Genomic DNA, 16655 nt, shown 5'->3' on the forward strand with positions numbered 1-16655 from the left:
CAGACCGAAGTCGTCAGCCTGTGCCGCCGGTGCAGCCGCCAACGGCGCCATCCCGAACGCCAGGAAAGCCCCGACCGCGCTGCCGGCACCGATCAACCGGCCACGAGAACGTGCATTGAACCCGAATTTGCGAATGCGTTGCCGTGCAGACATTTCCCGGCCTTTCCCTGGGCTCAGGTTTGAAGGATCGAGCGATCCTCAGGCAACGATAAATCGGAGCACAGGGAAATGTTGACGAACAATGGATTTTTCTTACTTGTCCCGCAACCCAACGGGCCCTTGGGGTGTCGGCGATCCCCGGGTGGCCACGCGCCATTGCGCGCCACGTCGGGGTTCTCGCCGCTTACGCCCCGTAGACGGGAACCGCGGGGCGTGCGTTGGCCAGTAGATCGGTGACGACCGGCCCCAGCTCGGCGGGGTCCCAGCGGGCGCCCTTGTCGGCCTGCGGGCCGTGCGCCCAGCCCTCGGCGACGCGGATCTTGCCGCCTTCGACCTCGAAGACCTTGCCGGTCACGTCACGCGACTCGACACTGCCCAGCCACACCACCAGCGGGCTGACGTTCTCCGGGGCCATCGCGTCGAAGGCCTGCTCCTGGGTGTTCATCATGTCGGCGAACACGGTCTCGGTCATCCGGGTGCGCGCCGACGGGGCGATCGCGTTCACCGTGACGCCGTAGCGGCCCATCTCGGCCGAGGCGACCAGCGTCATCGCGGCGATGCCGGCTTTGGCGGCGCTGTAGTTGGCCTGCCCGACACTGCCCTGCAGGCCGGCGCCGGAGCTGGTGTTGATGATGCGCGCATCGACGGACTCGCCGGCCTTGGACTTGGCCCGCCAGTAGGCGGCCGCGTGCCGCATGGTGGCGAAGTGCCCCTTGAGGTGCACGGCGATGACGGCGTCGAACTCCTCTTCGCTGGTGTTGGCGAACATCCGGTCGCGCACGATGCCGGCGTTGTTGACCAGTACGTCGAGTCCGCCGAAGGTGTCCACCGCGGTCTGGATCAGCGCTGCGGCCTGCTCCCAGTCGGCCACGTTGGAGCCGTTGGCGACGGCTTCCCCACCGGCCGCGACGATCTCATCGACCACGCCTTGAGCGGCGCTGCCCCCACCGGCCGGTGAGCCGTCCAGACCCACACCGATGTCGTTGACCACCACCCGGGCGCCCTCGGCGGCGAAGGCCAGCGCATGCGCCCGCCCGATTCCGCCGCCCGCTCCGGTGACGATGACCACGCGGCCGTCGAGAAGTCCCATGTGTGCTGTCTCCTTTTCTTGGGGCCGACTTACTTGTTGGCGCTCGAAGCTTGCAGGTAGGCCGGCGGCTCGCCACCGCCGTGCACTTCCAGACTGGCGCCGCTGATATAGGAGGCGGCGTCGGAAGACAGGAAAGCCGCCGCCCAACCGATATCGGCGGGCTTGGCGAGCCGGCCCAGCGGCACGGTGGCGGCGACGGCGGCCACCGACTCGGCGTCGCCGTAGAACAACTCGGACTGCTCGGTCTCGACCATGCCGACCACTACCGAGTTCACCCGGACCTTCGGCGCCCACTCGACGGCCAGGGTGGCGGTCAGGTTGTCCACGCCCGCCTTGGCCGCGCTGTAGGCAGCGGTGCCCGGCGACGGGCGGTGGCCGCTGACGCTGGTGATGTTGACGATCGAGCCGCCGGTGGCCTGGGTCTGCATGACGGCGTTGGCGTGCTGGGCGACCAGCAGCGGCGCCAGCAGGTTGAGCTCGATGATCTTGCGGCTGAAGTTGGCCGAGGCCTCCGCGGCCAGCGCGTGCGGCGAACCGCCGGCGTTGTTGACCACCGCGTCGAGCCGGCCGTGCTTGGCGACGATCGCCTCGATCAGGCCCTGGACCGCGTCGTCGTCACGCACGTCGCAGGCGTGGAACTCATACCGCAGGCCCTCCACGGGACGCCGCGCGCAGGTCACCACGGTCGCGCCCTGGTCGGCGAGGACGGCGCTGATACCCGCGCCGACGCCACGAACCCCGCCGGTCACCAGGACCACTTTGCCGGTCAATCCGGGAAAGAGCGCAGCGGGTGCAGGAGCAGACATTGTGCTAGCGTACCAAGCAAGTGCTTGCTTAGGTACAAATGGCCCCGAAACGACAGGTAAGTTCGCCCATGCCGATCACATCCAAGACCGTCGAACCCGGGATCGTCGCGGTCACCGTCGACTTCCCACCGGTCAATGCACTACCGTCCCGAGCCTGGTTCGAGCTGGGCGAGGTCATCACCGCAGTCGGCAACGACATGTCCACCCACGCGGTGATCCTGCGCGCCGAAGGCCGCGGCTTCAACGCCGGCGTGGACATCAAGGAGATGCAGAACACCGAGGGCTTCACCGCCCTGATCGACGCCAACCGCGGCTGCTTCGCCGCGTTCAAAGCCGTCTACGAGTGCGCGGTGCCGGTGATCGCCGCGGTCAACGGCTTCTGCGTGGGCGGCGGCATCGGGTTGGTCGGCAACGCCGACGTGATCGTGGCCTCCGACGACGCCAAGTTCGGCCTTCCGGAGGTGGAGCGCGGCGCCCTGGGTGCGGCCACCCACCTGTCCCGGCTGGTGCCGCAGCACATGATGCGCCGGCTGTTCTACACCGCGGCCACCGTGGACGCCGCCACCCTGCACCAGTACGGCTCGGTGCATGAGGTAGTGCCCCGCGCCGAACTCGACGAGGCCGCGTTGCGGGTGGCCCGCGACATCGCCGCCAAGGACACCCGGGTGATCCGGGCCGCCAAGGAGGCTCTGAACCTCATCGACGTGCAGAAGGTCAACTCCAGCTACCGGATGGAGCAGGGCTTCACCTTCGAGCTCAATCTCGCCGGGGTGGCCGACGAGCACCGCGACGCCTTCGCCGGCACCGAGAAGGGGAAGAAGTGATGGCGAACAAGGTAACCACGCTGGACGACGCCGTCGCCGAGCTGCGCGATGGCATGACGATCGGCATCGGCGGCTGGGGATCGCGCCGCAAGCCGATGGCGTTCGTTCGCGCCATCCTGCGCACGGACGTCAAGGACCTGACCGTGGTGACCTACGGCGGCCCGGATCTGGGTCTGCTGTGTTCGGCGGGCAAGGTGCGCCGGGCCTACTACGGCTTTGTCTCCCTGGACTCTCCGCCGTTCTACGACCCATGGTTCTCGCGCGCCCGCACCACCGGCGCCATCGAGGCCCGGGAGATGGACGAGGGCATGCTGCGCTGCGGTCTGCAGGCTGCCGCTCAGCGGCTGCCGTTCCTGCCGATCCGGGCCGGTCTGGGCAGCTCGGTGATCGACTTCTGGGAAGGTGAGCTCAAGACCGTCACCTCGCCGTATCCGGTCTCGGCTGCAGAAGGGGGTGGTCACGAGACGCTGGTCGCGATGCCGGCGCTGAACCTGGACGCCGCGTTCGTGCACATGAACCTCGGCGACTCCCGCGGCAACGCCGCCTACACCGGGATCGACCCGTACTTCGACGATCTGTTCCTGATGTCGGCGCAGCGCCGGTTCCTGTCGGTGGAGAAGATCGTGCCCACCGAGGAGCTGATCGCCACCACGTCGCCGCAGACCCAGGTCATCAACCGGATGATGGTGGATCGCGTCGTCGAGGCACCGAACGGAGCCCATTTCACCATCGGCGCAGCCGACTACGGACGTGACGAGAAGTTCCAGCGGCATTACGCCGAGGCCGCCAAGTCCGACGAGACCTGGGCGGAGTTCAAGGCCACCTACCTGTCCGGCAGCGAAGACGACTACCAGGCTGCGGTCAAGGCATTCGGAGCGGAGGCACAAGCATGACCGACTCACCCACTCGCGCTGAGATCTGCGCCGTCGCCTGCGCCGAGCTGTTCCGCGACGCCGGCGAGATCATGGCCAGCCCGATGGCCACGGTGCCCTCGGTCGGTGCCCGGCTCGCCCGCCTCACCTTCTCCCCCGACCTGGTGCTCACCGACGGTGAGGCCCGCATCCTGGCCGACACCCCGGCGATCGGCAAGGTCGGGGCGTTGGAAGGGTGGATGCCGTTCAACCGGGTCTTCGAAACCCTGTCGTGGGGCCGGCGCCATGTGATCATGGGCGCCAACCAGATCGACCGCTACGGCAACCAGAACCTCTCGGCGTTCGGTCCCCTGCAACAGCCCACCCGGCAGATGTTCGGGGTCCGGGGCGCACCGGGCAACACCATCAACCACACCACCAGCTACTGGGTGGGCGCGCACTCGTCGCGGGTGTTCTGCGAGGCCGTCGACATCGTCTCCGGCATCGGCTACGACAAGGTGGACCCGGCCAATCCGGCGTTTCGTTTCTTCAACCTGGGCGGGGTGGTGACCAACCTCGGGGTGTTCGACTTCGGCGGTCCGGACCACCAGATGCGGGCGGTCTCGCTGCACCCCGGCGTCTCCGCCGACGAGGTCGCCGAGAACACCTCGTTCGAGGTGCACGGCCTGGCCGAGGCCGCTACGACCCGACTGCCGGAGGTCGAGGAGCTGCGGCTGATCCGCGAGGTCATCGATCCGAAGTCACTGCGGGACAAAGAAGTACGGGCATGAGCAGGCTGCGCACCCCGCTGACCGAGCTGGTCGGCATCGAGCACCCGGTGGTGCAGACCGGGATGGGCTGGGTGGCCGGCGCACGGCTGGTGTCGGCCACCGCCAACGCCGGCGGGCTGGGCATCCTGGCCTCGGCAACCATGACGATCGACGAGCTGGCCACCGCCATCGAGAAGGTCAAGGCCGCCACCGACAAGCCGTTCGGCGTGAACATCCGCGCCGACGCCGCCGACGCCGGCGACCGGGTGGATCTGATGATCCGCGAGGGCGTCAAGGTGGCCTCGTTCGCACTGGCACCCAAGGCCGAGCTGATCGCCAAGCTCAAAGAGGCCGGCTCGGTGGTGATCCCGTCGGTGGGCGCGGCCAAGCACGCCAAGAAGGTGGCGTCCTGGGGCGCGGACGCGGTGATCGTGCAGGGCGGCGAAGGCGGCGGGCACACCGGTCCGGTGGCCACCACGCTGCTGCTGCCGTCGGTGCTTGACGCGGTTGCCGGCACCGGTGTGCAGGTGATCGCCGCCGGGGGATTCTTCGACGGCCGCGGACTGGCCGCCGCCCTGTCGTACGGTGCGACCGGCGTGGCCATGGGCACCCGATTCCTGCTGACCAGTGATTCGACGGTTCCCGACTCGGTCAAGCAGCGCTACCTGGCGGCCGACCTGAACGGCACCGTCGTGTCCACCCGGGTCGACGGCATGCCGCACCGGGTGCTGCGCACCGAGTTGGTGGACAAGCTCGAAAGCGGTTCGCGTGCTCGCGGTTTCACCGCCGCCATCCGCAATGCCGCGAAGTTCAAGAAGATGTCCCAGATGAGCTGGCCCACCATGGTCCGCGACGGACTGGCGATGCGGCACGGCAAGGAACTCACCTGGTCGCAGGTGCTGATGGCCGCCAACACCCCGATGCTGCTCAAAGCCGGCTTGGTGGAAGGCAATACCGAAGCCGGGGTGCTGGCCTCGGGCCAGGTGGCCGGCATCCTCGAGAGTCTGCCGTCGTGCGCGGAGCTGATCGAGGGCATCGTGGCCGACGCCGTCGAGCACCTGCGCGCGGCGTCGTCCTTCGTGCAGTGACAAGCCCGAAACGGTCAGACGCCCTGAACGGCGGCCTCCAATTCGGCGATTACGATCTTGCGCATGCCCATCATCGCAATCGAGGCGGCGGTCGCCCGTGCTTGATCGGGATCGCTGAGCAACTCACCGAGCCGGACCGGCACGACCTGCCAGCTTAGGCCGAAGCGGTCTTTCAGCCAGCCGCACTGCGATTCCTGGCCGCCGTCGAGGAGCCGGGCCCAGTAATAGTCGACCTCATCCTGGTCGGTACAGCTGACCATGAACGACACTGCCTCAGTGAAGCGGAATTGCGGACCGCCATTGATGGCAAGGAACCGCACTCCGTCCAAAACGAAGATGCCCGAAACCACCCCGCCGGGACCATCGGATCCCGTCGGTGCGGAGCGGTTGATGGTCTCGATCGATGAGTTGGGGAAGATGTCCGTGTAGAACTGCGCGGCCTCCTCAAGATTGTTGTCGAACCAGAGCGACGGGACGATGCTGGGCATCGTGTCAGGCCTCCACCACTAGCAGGGTGTGCCCGGTCGGGTCGCGGAACCAGAACATCGGCGGAACGGGATCGCCCATCCGGGACACCTCGGCATCGACATCGACCCCGAGCTCCTTCATCGCGGCATGCGTGGCGTCGACGTCGTCGGTGGTCAGCGCGATGCCGGTGTCGGTCGGCTCGACCGGTCCGCGGCCCGGCTCCGGCGGCGCCAGCGCAATACCAGCCGCACCCTGCGGCGGGTAGACCTCGATCCACCGGTAGCCATCGCCCATATCGATGTCGGTGCGCTTCTCGAAGCCCAACGACTCATAGAACGCAACCGCCTTGTCCTGCTCGGGTGTCGCCACACACACGAGGTTGAGCGTCTTCAGTCCGGTCTTGATGGTGCTCATCTTGCTCCTTCTGGGTTGGGGACAACGTTGGAGACAACTACGAATTGGTGCCGTACAGCCGGGCGATCTCCTGCGAGCCGACCCAGCGGCTGTAGGTGGGATCCTGCGGCCAGCCGTCGGGCGAGTCCTGCCACTCTTCCTGACGCCCGTAGGGCAGCACGTCGATCAACGGGAAGGTGTGGCTGAGCTGTTCGGTTCCGCGGCCGTTGGTGTGCCAGGTGCGGTACACCTTGTCGCCCTGGCGCAGAAAGACATTCACGGCAAATCCACCGCCGGGCGGAGCGTCCACGTCGGCTCCGAACGGACTGTTGGCGGTGCTGTACCAGGTCATCTGATTGCCGACCCGGCGTTTGTACTCGATGGCCTCATCGATGGGCCCCTGGGTGACGATGACGAACCGCGCGTCATAGCCGGCCAGGAACTCCAGCCGGGTGAACTGCGCGGTGTACCCGGTGCACCCTGGGCACTGCCATTCCTCGCCGGGAAACCACATGTGGTTGTAGACGATCAACTGGCGCTTGCCGTCGAATACCTCGGCCAACCCGACCGGACCGTCCTCACCTTCGAGGACATAGTCGCCCATCGCGACCATCGGCAGCCGGCGGCGCTGAGCGGCGATCGCGTCGAGTTCGCGGGTGGCCGCCTTCTCCCGGACCCGTAGGGCGTCGAGTTCTTTCCGCCAGGTCGACTGATCCACCACCGGCGGCAAAGCCAAGCTCGTCATCACAAAACCCCCAGTTGCCATGTGTACGGCGTCTACATTGACTATGTTCACACCGTACACTTCAACTCGAGGGGGTTGTCAAGAGGTGGCTGGCACCAAGACCGGTTATCACCACGGCGATCTGTGCGCGGCACTGATCGACGCCGGCCTGCAGCTCACCCGGCTCGGTGGCCCGGAAGCACTCACCATCCGGGAGGCGACCCGTCGAGCCGGGGTCTCCCCCAACGCCGCATACCGCCACTTCGCCGACCGCGACGCGCTGTTGAACGCCGTGGCGACGGCCATCCAGGACCGGATGACCGAGCGCATGCTCACACCGGTCAACGGCCGCGGCTCCGCGCAGACCCGGGCCCGCAAACAGTTACGCGCGGTCGGCCTCGGCTACATCGAGTTCGCACTGGACGAGCCGGGCTGGTTCAGCGTGGCCTTTTTCGTCGGTTCAGCGAGCCTCGACGGAGGAGAGGCGAAACTGGGACCGACGCATCAGCCCAGCGGTTCCGGCATCCCTTCAGCCGACGACGGCCGGGTTCCGCCGCCGCTTCGCGCGCTGATCGATGCCCTCGATGCGATGGCCGATGCTGGTGTGCTGCAACGGAACCGGCGCATCGGTGCGGAGTGGCCGTGCTGGTCGGCCGTGCACGGCTTCGCCGAACTGGCGCTGCGCGGACCGCTGCGGGGCACTGCGCGCCCCGATCTGGATGCACTGGCACAACGGACGGTCGACGACATCATCTCCGGGCTGGTGCACTGAACCCGCCGCCCAACTGCCTTCGTCTGCGGACGACAAGGGCCCGCCGCCAGTTGGTCGTTCGACGACAAAGCCAACCGGGTTGCCCGCTGGCTAGCGTGCGTGACACCCAAGAAAAACCACTACGCCGATTCCGCTTTGCGGAGGAAGTGAGCACGCAAATGAGTGACCTCGTCAGCGCCTACGCGACCATCATCGCGTTCGTCCTTCTGACCCTGCTTCCGCTGTGGATCCCGGTGGGAATCACGATCGCTCCGGCAATCGCCGCGCGGATTCGGCGGTTCCGCGGGACTACGACGGGACCGACGCCGCAGCCCTCCGAAATCTAGCCGCCGAGCCGTTCGATGATGGTGACGTTGGCAGTGCCGCCACCCTCGCACATGGTCTGCAATCCGTACTTCCCGCCGGTGCGCTCCAGCTCGTTGAGCATGGTGGTGAAGAGCTTCGCCCCGGTGGCTCCCAACGGGTGACCCAGCGCGATCGCCCCGCCGTTGGGGTTGACCTTGGCCGGGTCGATCGGGAACTCCTTCATCCAGGCCTGGACCACCGGCGCGAACGCCTCGTTGATCTCTACAACATCAATGTCATCGATGCTCAGGCCGGTCTTCTCCAGCGCGTAACGGGTGGCCGGGATCGGGCCGGTCAGCATGATCACCGGGTCGTCACCGCGGGCGCTGATGTGATGAATTCGCGCGCGGGGGGTCAGTTTGTGGTCCTTGACGGCCTGATCGGAGGCGAGCAGCACCGCGGCCGACCCGTCACAGATCTGGCTGGACACCGCGGCGGTAAGCCGGCCACCCTCGACCAGCGTCTTGAGACCGGCCATCTTCTCCAGCGTGGATTCACGCGGGCACTCGTCGACCCGGAAGCCGTCGACATCGATGATCTCGTTGTCGAAACGCCCCTCGGCGATCGCGGCGAACGCCCGCTGATGGCTCTGCAGGGCGAAGCGCTCCATGTCCTCGCGGGAGATGTCCCAGCGCTCGGCGATCATCTCGGCGCCGCGGAACTGGGAGACTTCCTCGTCGCCGTAGCGCTCCAGCCACTTCTTCGACTCGTTGGTCGGCGAGGTGAAGCCGAACTGCTCGCCGACGATCATCGCCGACGAGATCGGGATCCAGCTCATGTTCTGCACGCCCCCGGCCACGATCAGGTCCGCGGTACGCGACATGATCGCCTGCGCCCCGAAGGAGATCGCCTGCTGGCTGGAACCGCACTGCCGGTCGACGGTGACCCCGGGGACCCCTTCGGGGTAGCCGGCGGCCAGCCATGCCAGCCGACCGATGTTGCCGGCCTGGCCACCGATGGCGTCCACGCAGCCGGTGATCACGTCGTCGACGGCAGCCGGGTCGACATCCACCCGGTCCAGCAGGCCGCGAAACGCCAACGCGCCCAAGTCGATCGGGTGATAGGCGGCCAGCGACCCGTTGCGCTTGCCGACGGCGGTACGGACGGCGTCGATGACATACGCCTCAGAAACTTGTGCGGCCATTTCAGACTCCTTCTTTGGTGATTCCACCCAGCACGATGGCGAGGTACTGCCTGCCGACTTCCTCGGCCGTCAAGGGACCACCCGGTTGGTACCAGCGCACCGATACCCAGGTGGTGTCGCGAATGAAGCGGTACACCAGGTCAACGTCGAGGTCGGGCCGGAAACATCCCGCTTCGATACCCTGCGCCAGCACGTCCAGCCACATCTTGCGTTGCTGCCGGTTGCGTTCGTCGACGTAGGAGAACCGCTCATGGGACGACAGCCGCTTGGCTTCGTCCTGGTAGATGACGACCTGGGCGTGCCGGTGCTCGATGGCGTCGAACGAGGCGAGAAACAGTCCCTCGAGGCGCTCCAGCGGATCGGTCTCGTGATCGATGATCTGCTGGTAGCGGTCGAACAGCCAGTCCAGGAAGTCGCGCAGCACCTCATCGACCATCTCCTCCTTGGACGAGAAGTGGTGATACAGACTCCCCGACAGGATCCCGGCGGCGTCGGCGATGTCGCGCACGGTGGTGGCACGCAGGCCACGCTCGGCGATCATCGCCGCAGCCAGGTTCAGCAGTTCGTCACGACGGGTCATGGCATCAGGCCCGCTGGCTGGAAACCGAGATGACCTCGCCGGTCAGGTAGCTGGAGTAGTCGCTGGCCAGAAACGCGATGGTGGTGGCGATCTCCCACGGCTCGGCGGCCCGGCCGAACGCCTCACCGTCGGCGAGCCGGTCCAGCAGTTCGGAGGAACTGGTCTTCTCCAGGAACTTGTGCCGGGCGATGGACGGCGAGACGGCGTTGATCCGCACCCCGTATTCGACGGCCTCGATCGCGCTGCACCGGGTCAGGGCCATCACACCGGCCTTGGCCGCCGCGTAGTGCGACTGGGAATGCTGAGCGCGCCAACCCAATACGCTGGCGTTGTTGACGATCACCCCACCGTGGGAGACCCCGCGGAAGTAGCGCAACGCGGCCCGGGTCGCCCGCATCACCGAGTTGAGGGTCACGTTCAGCACGCGGTCCCACTCGTCGTCGGTCATGTCGATCACCGGAGTCTGCCCACCGAGCCCGGCGTTGTTGACCAGCACGTCGAGCCGGCCCATCTTCGCCACGGCCTCGTCGAACAGCGCGTCCACCGCGGCGGTGGAGGTGACGTCGCAGACCACCGCCTCCACCCGACCCAACCCGAGGCCGGCCAGTTCATCGCGGGTCTCGCCGAGGCGGCGTTCGTGATAGTCGGAGACCACGACGTCGGCGCCCTCGAGCAGCGCACGTCGCGCGGTGGTGGAACCGATACCGGTGCCGGCGGCAGCCGTCACCAGGACCGTCTTGCCCGCCAATAGGCCGTGCCCGGCAACCTCATCCGGCACCTTGGACAGATCCGAAGTCGAGCTCATCCCTTTGCCTCCCGGGGTAGGCCGAGAACCCGCTCGGCGATGATGTTGCGCTGAATCTCGTTGGACCCGCCGTAGATGGTGTCGCTGCGGGTGAACAGGTAGAGCCGCTGCCACTCGTCGAACTCGCCGTCGGCCAACACCATCGAGTCGCGCCCGATCACGTCCATGGCCAGCTCGCCGAGATCGCGATGCCAGTTGGCCCACAGCAGTTTCGAGACGTTGTCTTGCCCGGGCTGCTCGACGTCCATGGTGGCCAGCGCATAGGACCGCATCGACCGCAGGCCGACCCAGGAGCGGGTCAGCCGCTCACGGATCAGCGGGTCCTCGGCGGCGCCGTTGCGTTGTGCGAGCTCGGCGAGCGCGGAAAGTTCACGCGCGTAACGGATCTGCTGCCCCAGCGTGGACACGCCTCGCTCGAAGGTGAGCGTGCCCATCGCCACCTTCCAACCGTCGCCGGGCTCGCCGACCACCAGGTCGGCATCGGTGCGGGCGTCGTCGAAGAACACCTCGTTGAACTCCGAGGTGCCGGTCAGCTGCACGATCGGCCGGATCTCAACTCCGGGCTGGTCCAGCGGCACCAGCAGGTAGGACAGCCCGTTGTGCCGCTTAGAGCCCTTCTCGGTGCGGGCCACCACGAAGCACCACTGCGACAGGTGCGCCAGCGACGTCCAGACCTTCTGCCCGTTTATCACCCACGCGTCCCCGTCGAGCACCGCGGTGGTGGCCACATTGGCCAGGTCGCTTCCGGCGCCCGGCTCGGAGTAGCCCTGACACCACAGCTCGGTGACATTGCGGATGCCGGGCAGGAATCGCTGCTGCTGCTCAGGCGTGCCGAAGGCGATCAGCGTCGGCCCCAGCAGCTCCTCGCCCAGGTGGTTGACCTTGTCGGGCGCGTCGGCGCGGGCGTACTCCTCGTAGAACGCCACCCGGTGCGCCACCGACAGGCCACGCCCGCCGTGCTCCACCGGCCAGCCCAGGCAGGTCAGCCCGGCGTCGGCCAGATGGCGGTTCCACGCCATCCGCTCCTCGAACGCCTCATGCTCGCGCCCGGGGCCGCCGAGGCCCTTGAGCTTGGCGAACTCCCCGACCAGGTTGTCGGCCAGCCACGCACGGACCTCAGCCCGGAACTCCTCGACTGCTTGCACCCTTGTAGGCTAACCTACCAAGCACTTGCTCGGCTACGGGCCGTCAAGCCCAGGAGGAGGAGTGGCGCCGATGAGCACAGAACCGCAGACCACTCCTGCGGCGCTGGACCACATCGCGCGTGCGCTTCCCGACCATGACGCCCTGGTCACCGAGGACAAACGTCTCACCTACAGCCAGCTGCGCGACGAGGTGCGTCGGGCGGCCGCCGCGCTGATCACCCTCGGCGTGGGACCCGGCGACCGCGTCGCGCTGTGGTCGCCGAACACCTGGCACTGGGTCATCACCTGCCTGGGCACGCACTACGCCGGTGGCGTGCTGGTGCCGTTGAACACCCGCTATACCGCCGCGGAGGCCACCGACATCCTGGCCCGCAGCAAAGCCAAGGTGCTGGTCGGGATGGGCCGGTTCCTCAAGACCGACCGCCTCGCCGAGCTGGACCGCGGCGCACTGCCGGAGCTGGCGCACGTGGTCCGGGTGCCGATCGATGCGACCGACGGGACCTGGGACGAGTTCATCGCCGGCGGCGCAGCGGTGGCAGCCACCGAAATCGACTCCCGCGCGGCCGCAGTGCGCCCCGACGACCTCTCCGACATCCTGTTCACCTCCGGAACCACCGGTCGCAGCAAAGGGGTGCTCTGCGCCCACCGGCAGTCACTGGCCGGCCCCGCGGCCTGGGCGGCGTGCGGCCAGATGACCGGCGATGACCGCTACCTGTGCATCAACCCGTTCTTTCACAACTTCGGCTACAAGGCCGGGATCCTGGCCTGCCTGCAGACCGGGGCAACCCTGATCCCGCAACTGACCTTCGACCCGGCCCAAGCGCTGCGCGCCATCGAGGAGCACCGGATCACCGTGCTGCCCGGTCCGCCCACCATCTACCAGACCCTGCTGGATCACCCCGAGCGTGACCGGCACGACCTGAGCTCGCTTCGGTTCGCGGTCACCGGGGCGGCCACCGTGCCGGTGGTGCTCATCGAACGCATGCAGACCGAGCTCGACATCGACATCGTGCTCACCGCGTACGGGCTGACCGAATCCGGCGGGTTCGCCACCATGTGCCGCGCCGACGACGACGCCGTCACCGTCGCCACCACCTGCGGGCGCCCGATCGCCGACTTCGAGCTGCAGATCGACGGCGCCGCTCAGCCCGGAGAAGCCGGTGAGGTGCTGCTGCGCAGCGCCAACATCATGCTCGGATACCTCGACGACCCGGAGGCCACCGCCGCGGCGGTCGACGCACAGGGCTGGCTGCACACCGGTGACGTCGGCACCGTGGATGCGGCCGGAAACCTGCGGATCACCGACCGGCTCAAAGACATGTACATCTGCGGAGGTTTCAACGTCTACCCTGCCGAAATCGAGCAGGCGCTAGCCCGCCTCGACGGGGTGGCCGACGTGGCCGTGATCGGGGTGCCCGACGAACGGCTCGGCGAAGTGGGCCGGGCCTTCATCGTGCGCCGGGCCGGCTCGGAGTTGGACGAGTCGGCAGTGATCGCTTACGCCCGTGAACATCTGGCGAACTTCAAGGCACCTAGATCGGTGACCTTCACCGACTCCCTACCGCGCAATCCCGGCGGCAAGGTGGTCAAGCATGAATTGAGGGAGTGGGCCTGATGGACCTGAATTTCGATGACGAGACCGAGGCATTTCGTGCCGAGGTGCGGGAGTTCCTGGCCGCGAACAAGGACAAGTTCCCGACTGAGTCCTACGACACCGCTGAGGGTTTCGAGCAGCATCGCCGTTGGGACAAGGTGCTTTTCGACGCCGGCCTGTCGGTGATCGCCTGGCCGAAGAAGTACGGCGGGCGCGACGCCACCCTGCTGCAGTGGGTGGTGTACGAGGAGGAGTACTTCCGCGCCGGCGCGCCGGGCCGGGCCAGCGCCAACGGCACCTCGATGCTGGCGCCCACCCTGTTCGCGCATGGCACCGAAGAGCAACTGGACCGGGTGCTGCCGAAGATGGCCAGCGGCGAGGAGATCTGGGCGCAGGCGTGGTCTGAGCCCGAGTCCGGCAGCGACCTGGCGTCGCTGCGTTCGACGGCGACCAAGGTCGACGGCGGCTGGAAACTCAACGGGCAGAAGATCTGGAGCTCGCGCGCCCCGTTCGGTGAACGCGGCTTCGGGTTGTTCCGCTCCGACCCACAGGCCCAGCGCCACCACGGGCTGACCTACTTCATGTTCGACCTCAAGGCCGACGGGATCACCGTGCGTGCCATCGAGCAGCTCGGCGGGGAGACCGGTTTCGGTGAGATCTTTCTCGACGACGTGTTCGTGCCGGACAACGACGTGATCGGTGTGCCGAACGAGGGCTGGCGCGCCGCGATGAGCACCTCGAGCAACGAGCGCGGCATGAGCCTGCGCAGCCCGGCCCGCTTCCTGGTGGGTGCCGAGAAACTGGCCACACTCTGGAAGGACCACGGCAGCGACCCGGTGTTCACCGACCGGGTTGCCGACGCCTGGATCAAGGCGCAGGCCTACCGGTTACAGACCTTCGGGACCGTCACCCGGCTGGCCGCCGGCGGCGAGCTGGGCGCGGAATCCTCGGTCACCAAGGTGTTCTGGTCCGATTTGGACGTCGCGCTGCACCAGACCGGCCTGGATATCCGCGGCGCCGACGGCGAGCTCGCCGATGCCTGGACCCACGGTTACCTGTTCGCGCTCGGCGGACCGATTTACGCCGGCACCAACGAGATTCAGCGCAATATCATCGCCGAGCGGCTGCTGGGCCTGCCCCGGGAGAAGAAGTGAAATTCGATCTAGACCAAGAGCAGCGTGACTTCGCGGCCAGCATCGACGCAGCCCTCGGCGCCGCCGACGTCCCGAGCGCGGTGCGCGCCTGGGCGCAGGGCAACCCCGAGCCGGGCCGTGCGGTGTGGAACCAGCTCACCGAGCTCGGCGTCACCGCGCTGGCGGTGCCGGAGGAGTTCGACGGCATCGGCGCCCATCCGGTCGACCTGATGCTGGCCATCGAGGCGCTGGGTCGCTGGTGCGTGCCCGGTCCGGTAGTGGAATCGATTGCGGTGGCGCCGATTCTGCTGGCCGGTTCACCCGATGCCGGTGACCAACTGGCCGGGCTGGCCGCCGGTGAGCTGATCGCCACCGTGGCGCTTCCGCCGCACACCCCCCGCGCCGTCGATGCCGATCGCGCCGATCTGGTCCTGCTGGCCGACAACGGCCAGGCCGGCACGGCACAGGCCGGCACCCGCCACGCCTCGGTGGACCCCAGCCGGGGAGTCTTCGACGTCACCGCGGGCGGGGAGAGCTGGGAGGCCGACACCACCCGTGCCTACGAGGTGGGTGCACTGGCAACCGCCGCACAGCTCATCGGGGCCGGCCAGGCGATGCTGAATACCGCCGTCGACTACGCCAAGCAGCGCACCCAGTTCGGCCGGGTGATCGGCGGCTACCAGGCGATCAAGCACAAGCTTGCCGACGTGCACATCGCACTCGAACTGGCCCGCCCGCTGGTTTACGGGGCGGCCCTGACTCTGGCTGATTCCGCGGCCGGACCGCTCCACGCCGACACCGCCCGCGACGTCAGCGCCGCCAAGGTGGCCGCCTCGGATGCGGCATTGCTCGCGGCCCATTCCGCGTTGCAGACCCATGGCGCGATCGGCTTCACCAGCGAATGCGACCTGTCCCTGTGGTTGTTGCGGGTGCAGGCCCTGCGCCCGGCCTGGGGTGATCCGACCGCCCACCGGCGGCGAGTGTTGGAGGCGATCTAGATGGCTGCCCGCAACGAAGAACGCGACCTGCTGCGCCAGACCGTCGCGGCGCTGGTCGAGAAGCACGCCACACCCGAAGCCGTCCGGGCGGCCATGGAGTCCGACCGCGGCTACGACGAGACGCTGTGGCAGCTGCTCTGCGAGCAGGTCGGCGCCGCCGCCCTGGTGGTGCCCGAGGAACTCGGCGGGGCCGGTGGCGAACTGGGCGACGCCGCGGTCGTTCTCGAAGAACTGGGCAAGGCGCTGGTGCCCACCCCGCTGCTGGGCACCGTCCTGGCTGAGCTGGCCTTGCTGGCCGCGCCCGAGCCCGACGGCACAGCCCTGGAGCAGCTGGCGGAAGGCAGCGCGATCGGAACGGTCGTCTTCGGCACCGACTACGCCGTCAACGGTGATCTGGTGGGTGCGGACGGCAGCGTCGTAATCGGCACCGACGGCGACCAGCTCAGCCGGTGGACCACGTTCACCAGCGAGCCGGCGGCCACCATGGACCCCACCCGTCGTCTGGGCCGGGTCACCGCCGGACAGACCGAGCCGATCGGCGCCGACCCCGGCATCGCGGACTACGCGGCGATCCTGCTGGCCGCCGAGCAGATCGGCGCGGCGACGCGCTGCCTGGACCTCACCGTGGAATACACCAAGGCCAGGGTGCAGTTCGGCCGGCCGATCGGCAGCTTCCAGGCGCTCAAGCACCGGATGGCCGATCTCTACGTCGCGGTCTCAGCTGCGCGCGCCGTCGTCGACGACGCGCTCACCGAACCCTCCACGACATCGGCCGCGCTGGCCAGAGTCGTTGCCAGCGAGGCATTCTCCAAGGTGGCCGGCGAGGCCGTTCAGCTGCACGGCGGCATCGCGATCACCTGGGAGAGCGACATCCAGCTGTATTTCAAACGCGCGCACGGCAGTTCACAACTGCTCGGTCATCCGTCCGAATACCTGCATCGGTTGCAGGCCGAAGTGTTCTAGAAG

19 protein-coding genes are annotated in these 16655 nt (G+C 67.8%); 10 read left to right on the forward strand and 9 right to left on the reverse strand.

Going from position 1 to position 16655, the window contains the following annotated elements:
- Window positions 1–343 precede the first annotated feature (343 nt).
- Window positions 344–1249, reverse strand: a complete 906-nt coding sequence (locus AWC16_RS19750; RefSeq protein WP_085266425.1) for an SDR family oxidoreductase — start codon at window positions 1247–1249, stop codon at window positions 344–346.
- Between the two features lie 29 nt (window positions 1250–1278).
- A complete protein-coding gene (locus AWC16_RS19755) occupies window positions 1279–2055 on the reverse strand; it encodes an SDR family oxidoreductase (protein WP_085266426.1) in 777 nt (258 codons plus the stop codon).
- Between the two features lie 68 nt (window positions 2056–2123).
- Between AWC16_RS19755 and echA20 the strand changes: the two genes are divergently transcribed.
- From echA20 to ipdC, 4 genes are read left to right on the forward strand one after another with little or no spacing between them, the layout of a single operon-like run.
- The gene (echA20, locus tag AWC16_RS19760; RefSeq protein WP_085266427.1) at window positions 2124–2879 is read left to right on the forward strand and encodes a (7aS)-7a-methyl-1,5-dioxo-2,3,5,6,7,7a-hexahydro-1H-indene-carboxyl-CoA hydrolase; all 756 of its coding nucleotides are present in this window, start codon (window positions 2124–2126) and stop codon (window positions 2877–2879) included.
- The gene (ipdA, locus tag AWC16_RS19765; protein WP_085266428.1) at window positions 2879–3772 is read left to right on the forward strand and encodes a cholesterol ring-cleaving hydrolase subunit IpdA; all 894 of its coding nucleotides are present in this window, start codon (window positions 2879–2881) and stop codon (window positions 3770–3772) included. Before echA20 ends, ipdA begins: the two co-directional genes overlap by 1 nt.
- Entirely contained in the window at window positions 3769–4521 is a 753-nt protein-coding gene (ipdB, locus tag AWC16_RS19770) for a cholesterol ring-cleaving hydrolase subunit IpdB (protein ID WP_085266429.1), read from the forward strand. Before ipdA ends, ipdB begins: the two co-directional genes overlap by 4 nt.
- Complete coding sequence (ipdC, locus tag AWC16_RS19775) at window positions 4518–5588, forward strand: (3aS,4S,5R,7aS)-5-hydroxy-7a-methyl-1-oxo-octahydro-1H-indene-4-carboxyl-CoA dehydrogenase (protein ID WP_085266430.1); 1071 nt, start codon at window positions 4518–4520, stop codon at window positions 5586–5588. Before ipdB ends, ipdC begins: the two co-directional genes overlap by 4 nt.
- Window positions 5589–5602: 14 nt before the next feature.
- On the opposite strand, the gene AWC16_RS19780 is transcribed toward ipdC, so the two are convergent.
- The 3 genes from AWC16_RS19780 to AWC16_RS19790 are packed head-to-tail and all read right to left on the reverse strand — an operon-like array spanning window position 5603 to window position 7194.
- Window positions 5603–6076, reverse strand: a complete 474-nt coding sequence (locus tag AWC16_RS19780) for a VOC family protein (RefSeq protein WP_085266431.1) — start codon at window positions 6074–6076, stop codon at window positions 5603–5605.
- A gap of 4 nt (window positions 6077–6080) precedes the next feature.
- Window positions 6081–6470 (reverse strand): VOC family protein, encoded by a 390-nt coding sequence (locus tag AWC16_RS19785; RefSeq protein ID WP_085266432.1) that lies wholly within the window; start codon window positions 6468–6470, stop codon window positions 6081–6083.
- A gap of 37 nt (window positions 6471–6507) precedes the next feature.
- Window positions 6508–7194 (reverse strand): DUF899 domain-containing protein, encoded by a 687-nt coding sequence (locus AWC16_RS19790; RefSeq protein WP_085266506.1) that lies wholly within the window; start codon window positions 7192–7194, stop codon window positions 6508–6510.
- An 85-nt stretch (window positions 7195–7279) separates the two neighbouring features.
- Between AWC16_RS19790 and AWC16_RS19795 the strand changes: the two genes are divergently transcribed.
- Both AWC16_RS19795 and AWC16_RS24535 read left to right on the forward strand, forming a co-directional pair.
- Window positions 7280–7945 (forward strand): TetR/AcrR family transcriptional regulator, encoded by a 666-nt coding sequence (locus AWC16_RS19795; RefSeq protein ID WP_109561507.1) that lies wholly within the window; start codon window positions 7280–7282, stop codon window positions 7943–7945.
- 158 nt (window positions 7946–8103) lie between these two features.
- Window positions 8104–8271, forward strand: coding sequence for a hypothetical protein (locus tag AWC16_RS24535; RefSeq protein ID WP_165759275.1), 168 nt, complete (start codon window positions 8104–8106; stop codon window positions 8269–8271).
- Here AWC16_RS24535 and fadA6 read toward each other — a convergent pair.
- From fadA6 to ipdE1, 4 genes are read right to left on the reverse strand one after another with little or no spacing between them, the layout of a single operon-like run.
- Window positions 8268–9434, reverse strand: coding sequence for a steroid 3-ketoacyl-CoA thiolase FadA6 (gene fadA6, locus AWC16_RS19800; RefSeq protein WP_085266434.1), 1167 nt, complete (start codon window positions 9432–9434; stop codon window positions 8268–8270). The two genes, AWC16_RS24535 and fadA6, sit on opposite strands and share 4 nt — an antisense overlap.
- Window position 9435: 1 nt before the next feature.
- Window positions 9436–10014, reverse strand: coding sequence for a TetR family transcriptional regulator KstR2 (kstR2, locus tag AWC16_RS19805; RefSeq protein ID WP_085266435.1), 579 nt, complete (start codon window positions 10012–10014; stop codon window positions 9436–9438).
- 4 nt (window positions 10015–10018) lie between these two features.
- Entirely contained in the window at window positions 10019–10819 is an 801-nt protein-coding gene (gene ipdF / locus AWC16_RS19810) for a (5R,7aS)-5-hydroxy-7a-methyl-1-oxo-2,3,5,6,7,7a-hexahydro-1H-indene-carboxyl-CoA reductase (RefSeq protein ID WP_085266436.1), read from the reverse strand.
- Window positions 10816–11964 (reverse strand): acyl-CoA dehydrogenase IpdE1, encoded by a 1149-nt coding sequence (ipdE1, locus tag AWC16_RS19815; protein WP_085266437.1) that lies wholly within the window; start codon window positions 11962–11964, stop codon window positions 10816–10818. Before ipdE1 ends, ipdF begins: the two co-directional genes overlap by 4 nt.
- A 70-nt stretch (window positions 11965–12034) precedes the next feature.
- Here ipdE1 and fadD3 point away from each other — a divergent pair, with 70 nt between their 5' ends.
- From fadD3 to ipdE2, 4 genes are read left to right on the forward strand one after another with little or no spacing between them, the layout of a single operon-like run.
- Complete coding sequence (gene fadD3 / locus AWC16_RS19820; RefSeq protein ID WP_085266438.1) at window positions 12035–13579, forward strand: 3-((3aS,4S,7aS)-7a-methyl-1,5-dioxo-octahydro-1H-inden-4-yl)propanoate--CoA ligase FadD3; 1545 nt, start codon at window positions 12035–12037, stop codon at window positions 13577–13579.
- On the forward strand, window positions 13579–14712 hold the full coding sequence (locus tag AWC16_RS19825; protein WP_085266507.1) for an acyl-CoA dehydrogenase family protein: 1134 nt from the start codon (window positions 13579–13581) through the stop codon (window positions 14710–14712). Before fadD3 ends, AWC16_RS19825 begins: the two co-directional genes overlap by 1 nt.
- Window positions 14709–15689, forward strand: a complete 981-nt coding sequence (locus AWC16_RS19830; protein ID WP_085266439.1) for an acyl-CoA dehydrogenase family protein — start codon at window positions 14709–14711, stop codon at window positions 15687–15689. Before AWC16_RS19825 ends, AWC16_RS19830 begins: the two co-directional genes overlap by 4 nt.
- Complete coding sequence (ipdE2, locus tag AWC16_RS19835) at window positions 15690–16652, forward strand: acyl-CoA dehydrogenase IpdE2 (RefSeq protein ID WP_085266440.1); 963 nt, start codon at window positions 15690–15692, stop codon at window positions 16650–16652.
- The last annotated feature ends 3 nt before the right edge of the window (window positions 16653–16655 follow it).

This window comes from Mycolicibacter longobardus, assembly GCF_002102265.1.
GTDB classification, from domain to species: domain Bacteria; phylum Actinomycetota; class Actinomycetes; order Mycobacteriales; family Mycobacteriaceae; genus Mycobacterium; species Mycobacterium longobardum.

Bases quoted from the DNA above. Each gene is read 5' to 3' on its own strand.
- fadD3 (WP_085266438.1), top strand. From the start codon at position 12,035: ATGAGCACAGAACCGCAGACCACTCCTGCGGCGCTGGACCACATCGCG.
- AWC16_RS19785 (WP_085266432.1), bottom strand. From the start codon at position 6,470: ATGAGCACCATCAAGACCGGACTGAAGACGCTCAACCTCGTGTGTGTG.
- echA20 (WP_085266427.1), top strand. From the start codon at position 2,124: ATGCCGATCACATCCAAGACCGTCGAACCCGGGATCGTCGCGGTCACC.
- ipdF (WP_085266436.1), bottom strand. From the start codon at position 10,819: ATGAGCTCGACTTCGGATCTGTCCAAGGTGCCGGATGAGGTTGCCGGG.
- AWC16_RS19755 (WP_085266426.1), bottom strand. From the start codon at position 2,055: ATGTCTGCTCCTGCACCCGCTGCGCTCTTTCCCGGATTGACCGGCAAA.
- AWC16_RS19780 (WP_085266431.1), bottom strand. From the start codon at position 6,076: ATGCCCAGCATCGTCCCGTCGCTCTGGTTCGACAACAATCTTGAGGAG.
- ipdE2 (WP_085266440.1), top strand. From the start codon at position 15,690: ATGGCTGCCCGCAACGAAGAACGCGACCTGCTGCGCCAGACCGTCGCG.
- fadA6 (WP_085266434.1), bottom strand. From the start codon at position 9,434: ATGGCCGCACAAGTTTCTGAGGCGTATGTCATCGACGCCGTCCGTACC.
- AWC16_RS19790 (WP_085266506.1), bottom strand. From the start codon at position 7,194: ATGACGAGCTTGGCTTTGCCGCCGGTGGTGGATCAGTCGACCTGGCGG.
- kstR2 (WP_085266435.1), bottom strand. From the start codon at position 10,014: ATGACCCGTCGTGACGAACTGCTGAACCTGGCTGCGGCGATGATCGCC.
- AWC16_RS24535 (WP_165759275.1), top strand. From the start codon at position 8,104: ATGAGTGACCTCGTCAGCGCCTACGCGACCATCATCGCGTTCGTCCTT.
- ipdA (WP_085266428.1), top strand. From the start codon at position 2,879: ATGGCGAACAAGGTAACCACGCTGGACGACGCCGTCGCCGAGCTGCGC.
- ipdB (WP_085266429.1), top strand. From the start codon at position 3,769: ATGACCGACTCACCCACTCGCGCTGAGATCTGCGCCGTCGCCTGCGCC.
- AWC16_RS19825 (WP_085266507.1), top strand. From the start codon at position 13,579: ATGGACCTGAATTTCGATGACGAGACCGAGGCATTTCGTGCCGAGGTG.
- AWC16_RS19750 (WP_085266425.1), bottom strand. From the start codon at position 1,249: ATGGGACTTCTCGACGGCCGCGTGGTCATCGTCACCGGAGCGGGCGGC.
- ipdC (WP_085266430.1), top strand. From the start codon at position 4,518: ATGAGCAGGCTGCGCACCCCGCTGACCGAGCTGGTCGGCATCGAGCAC.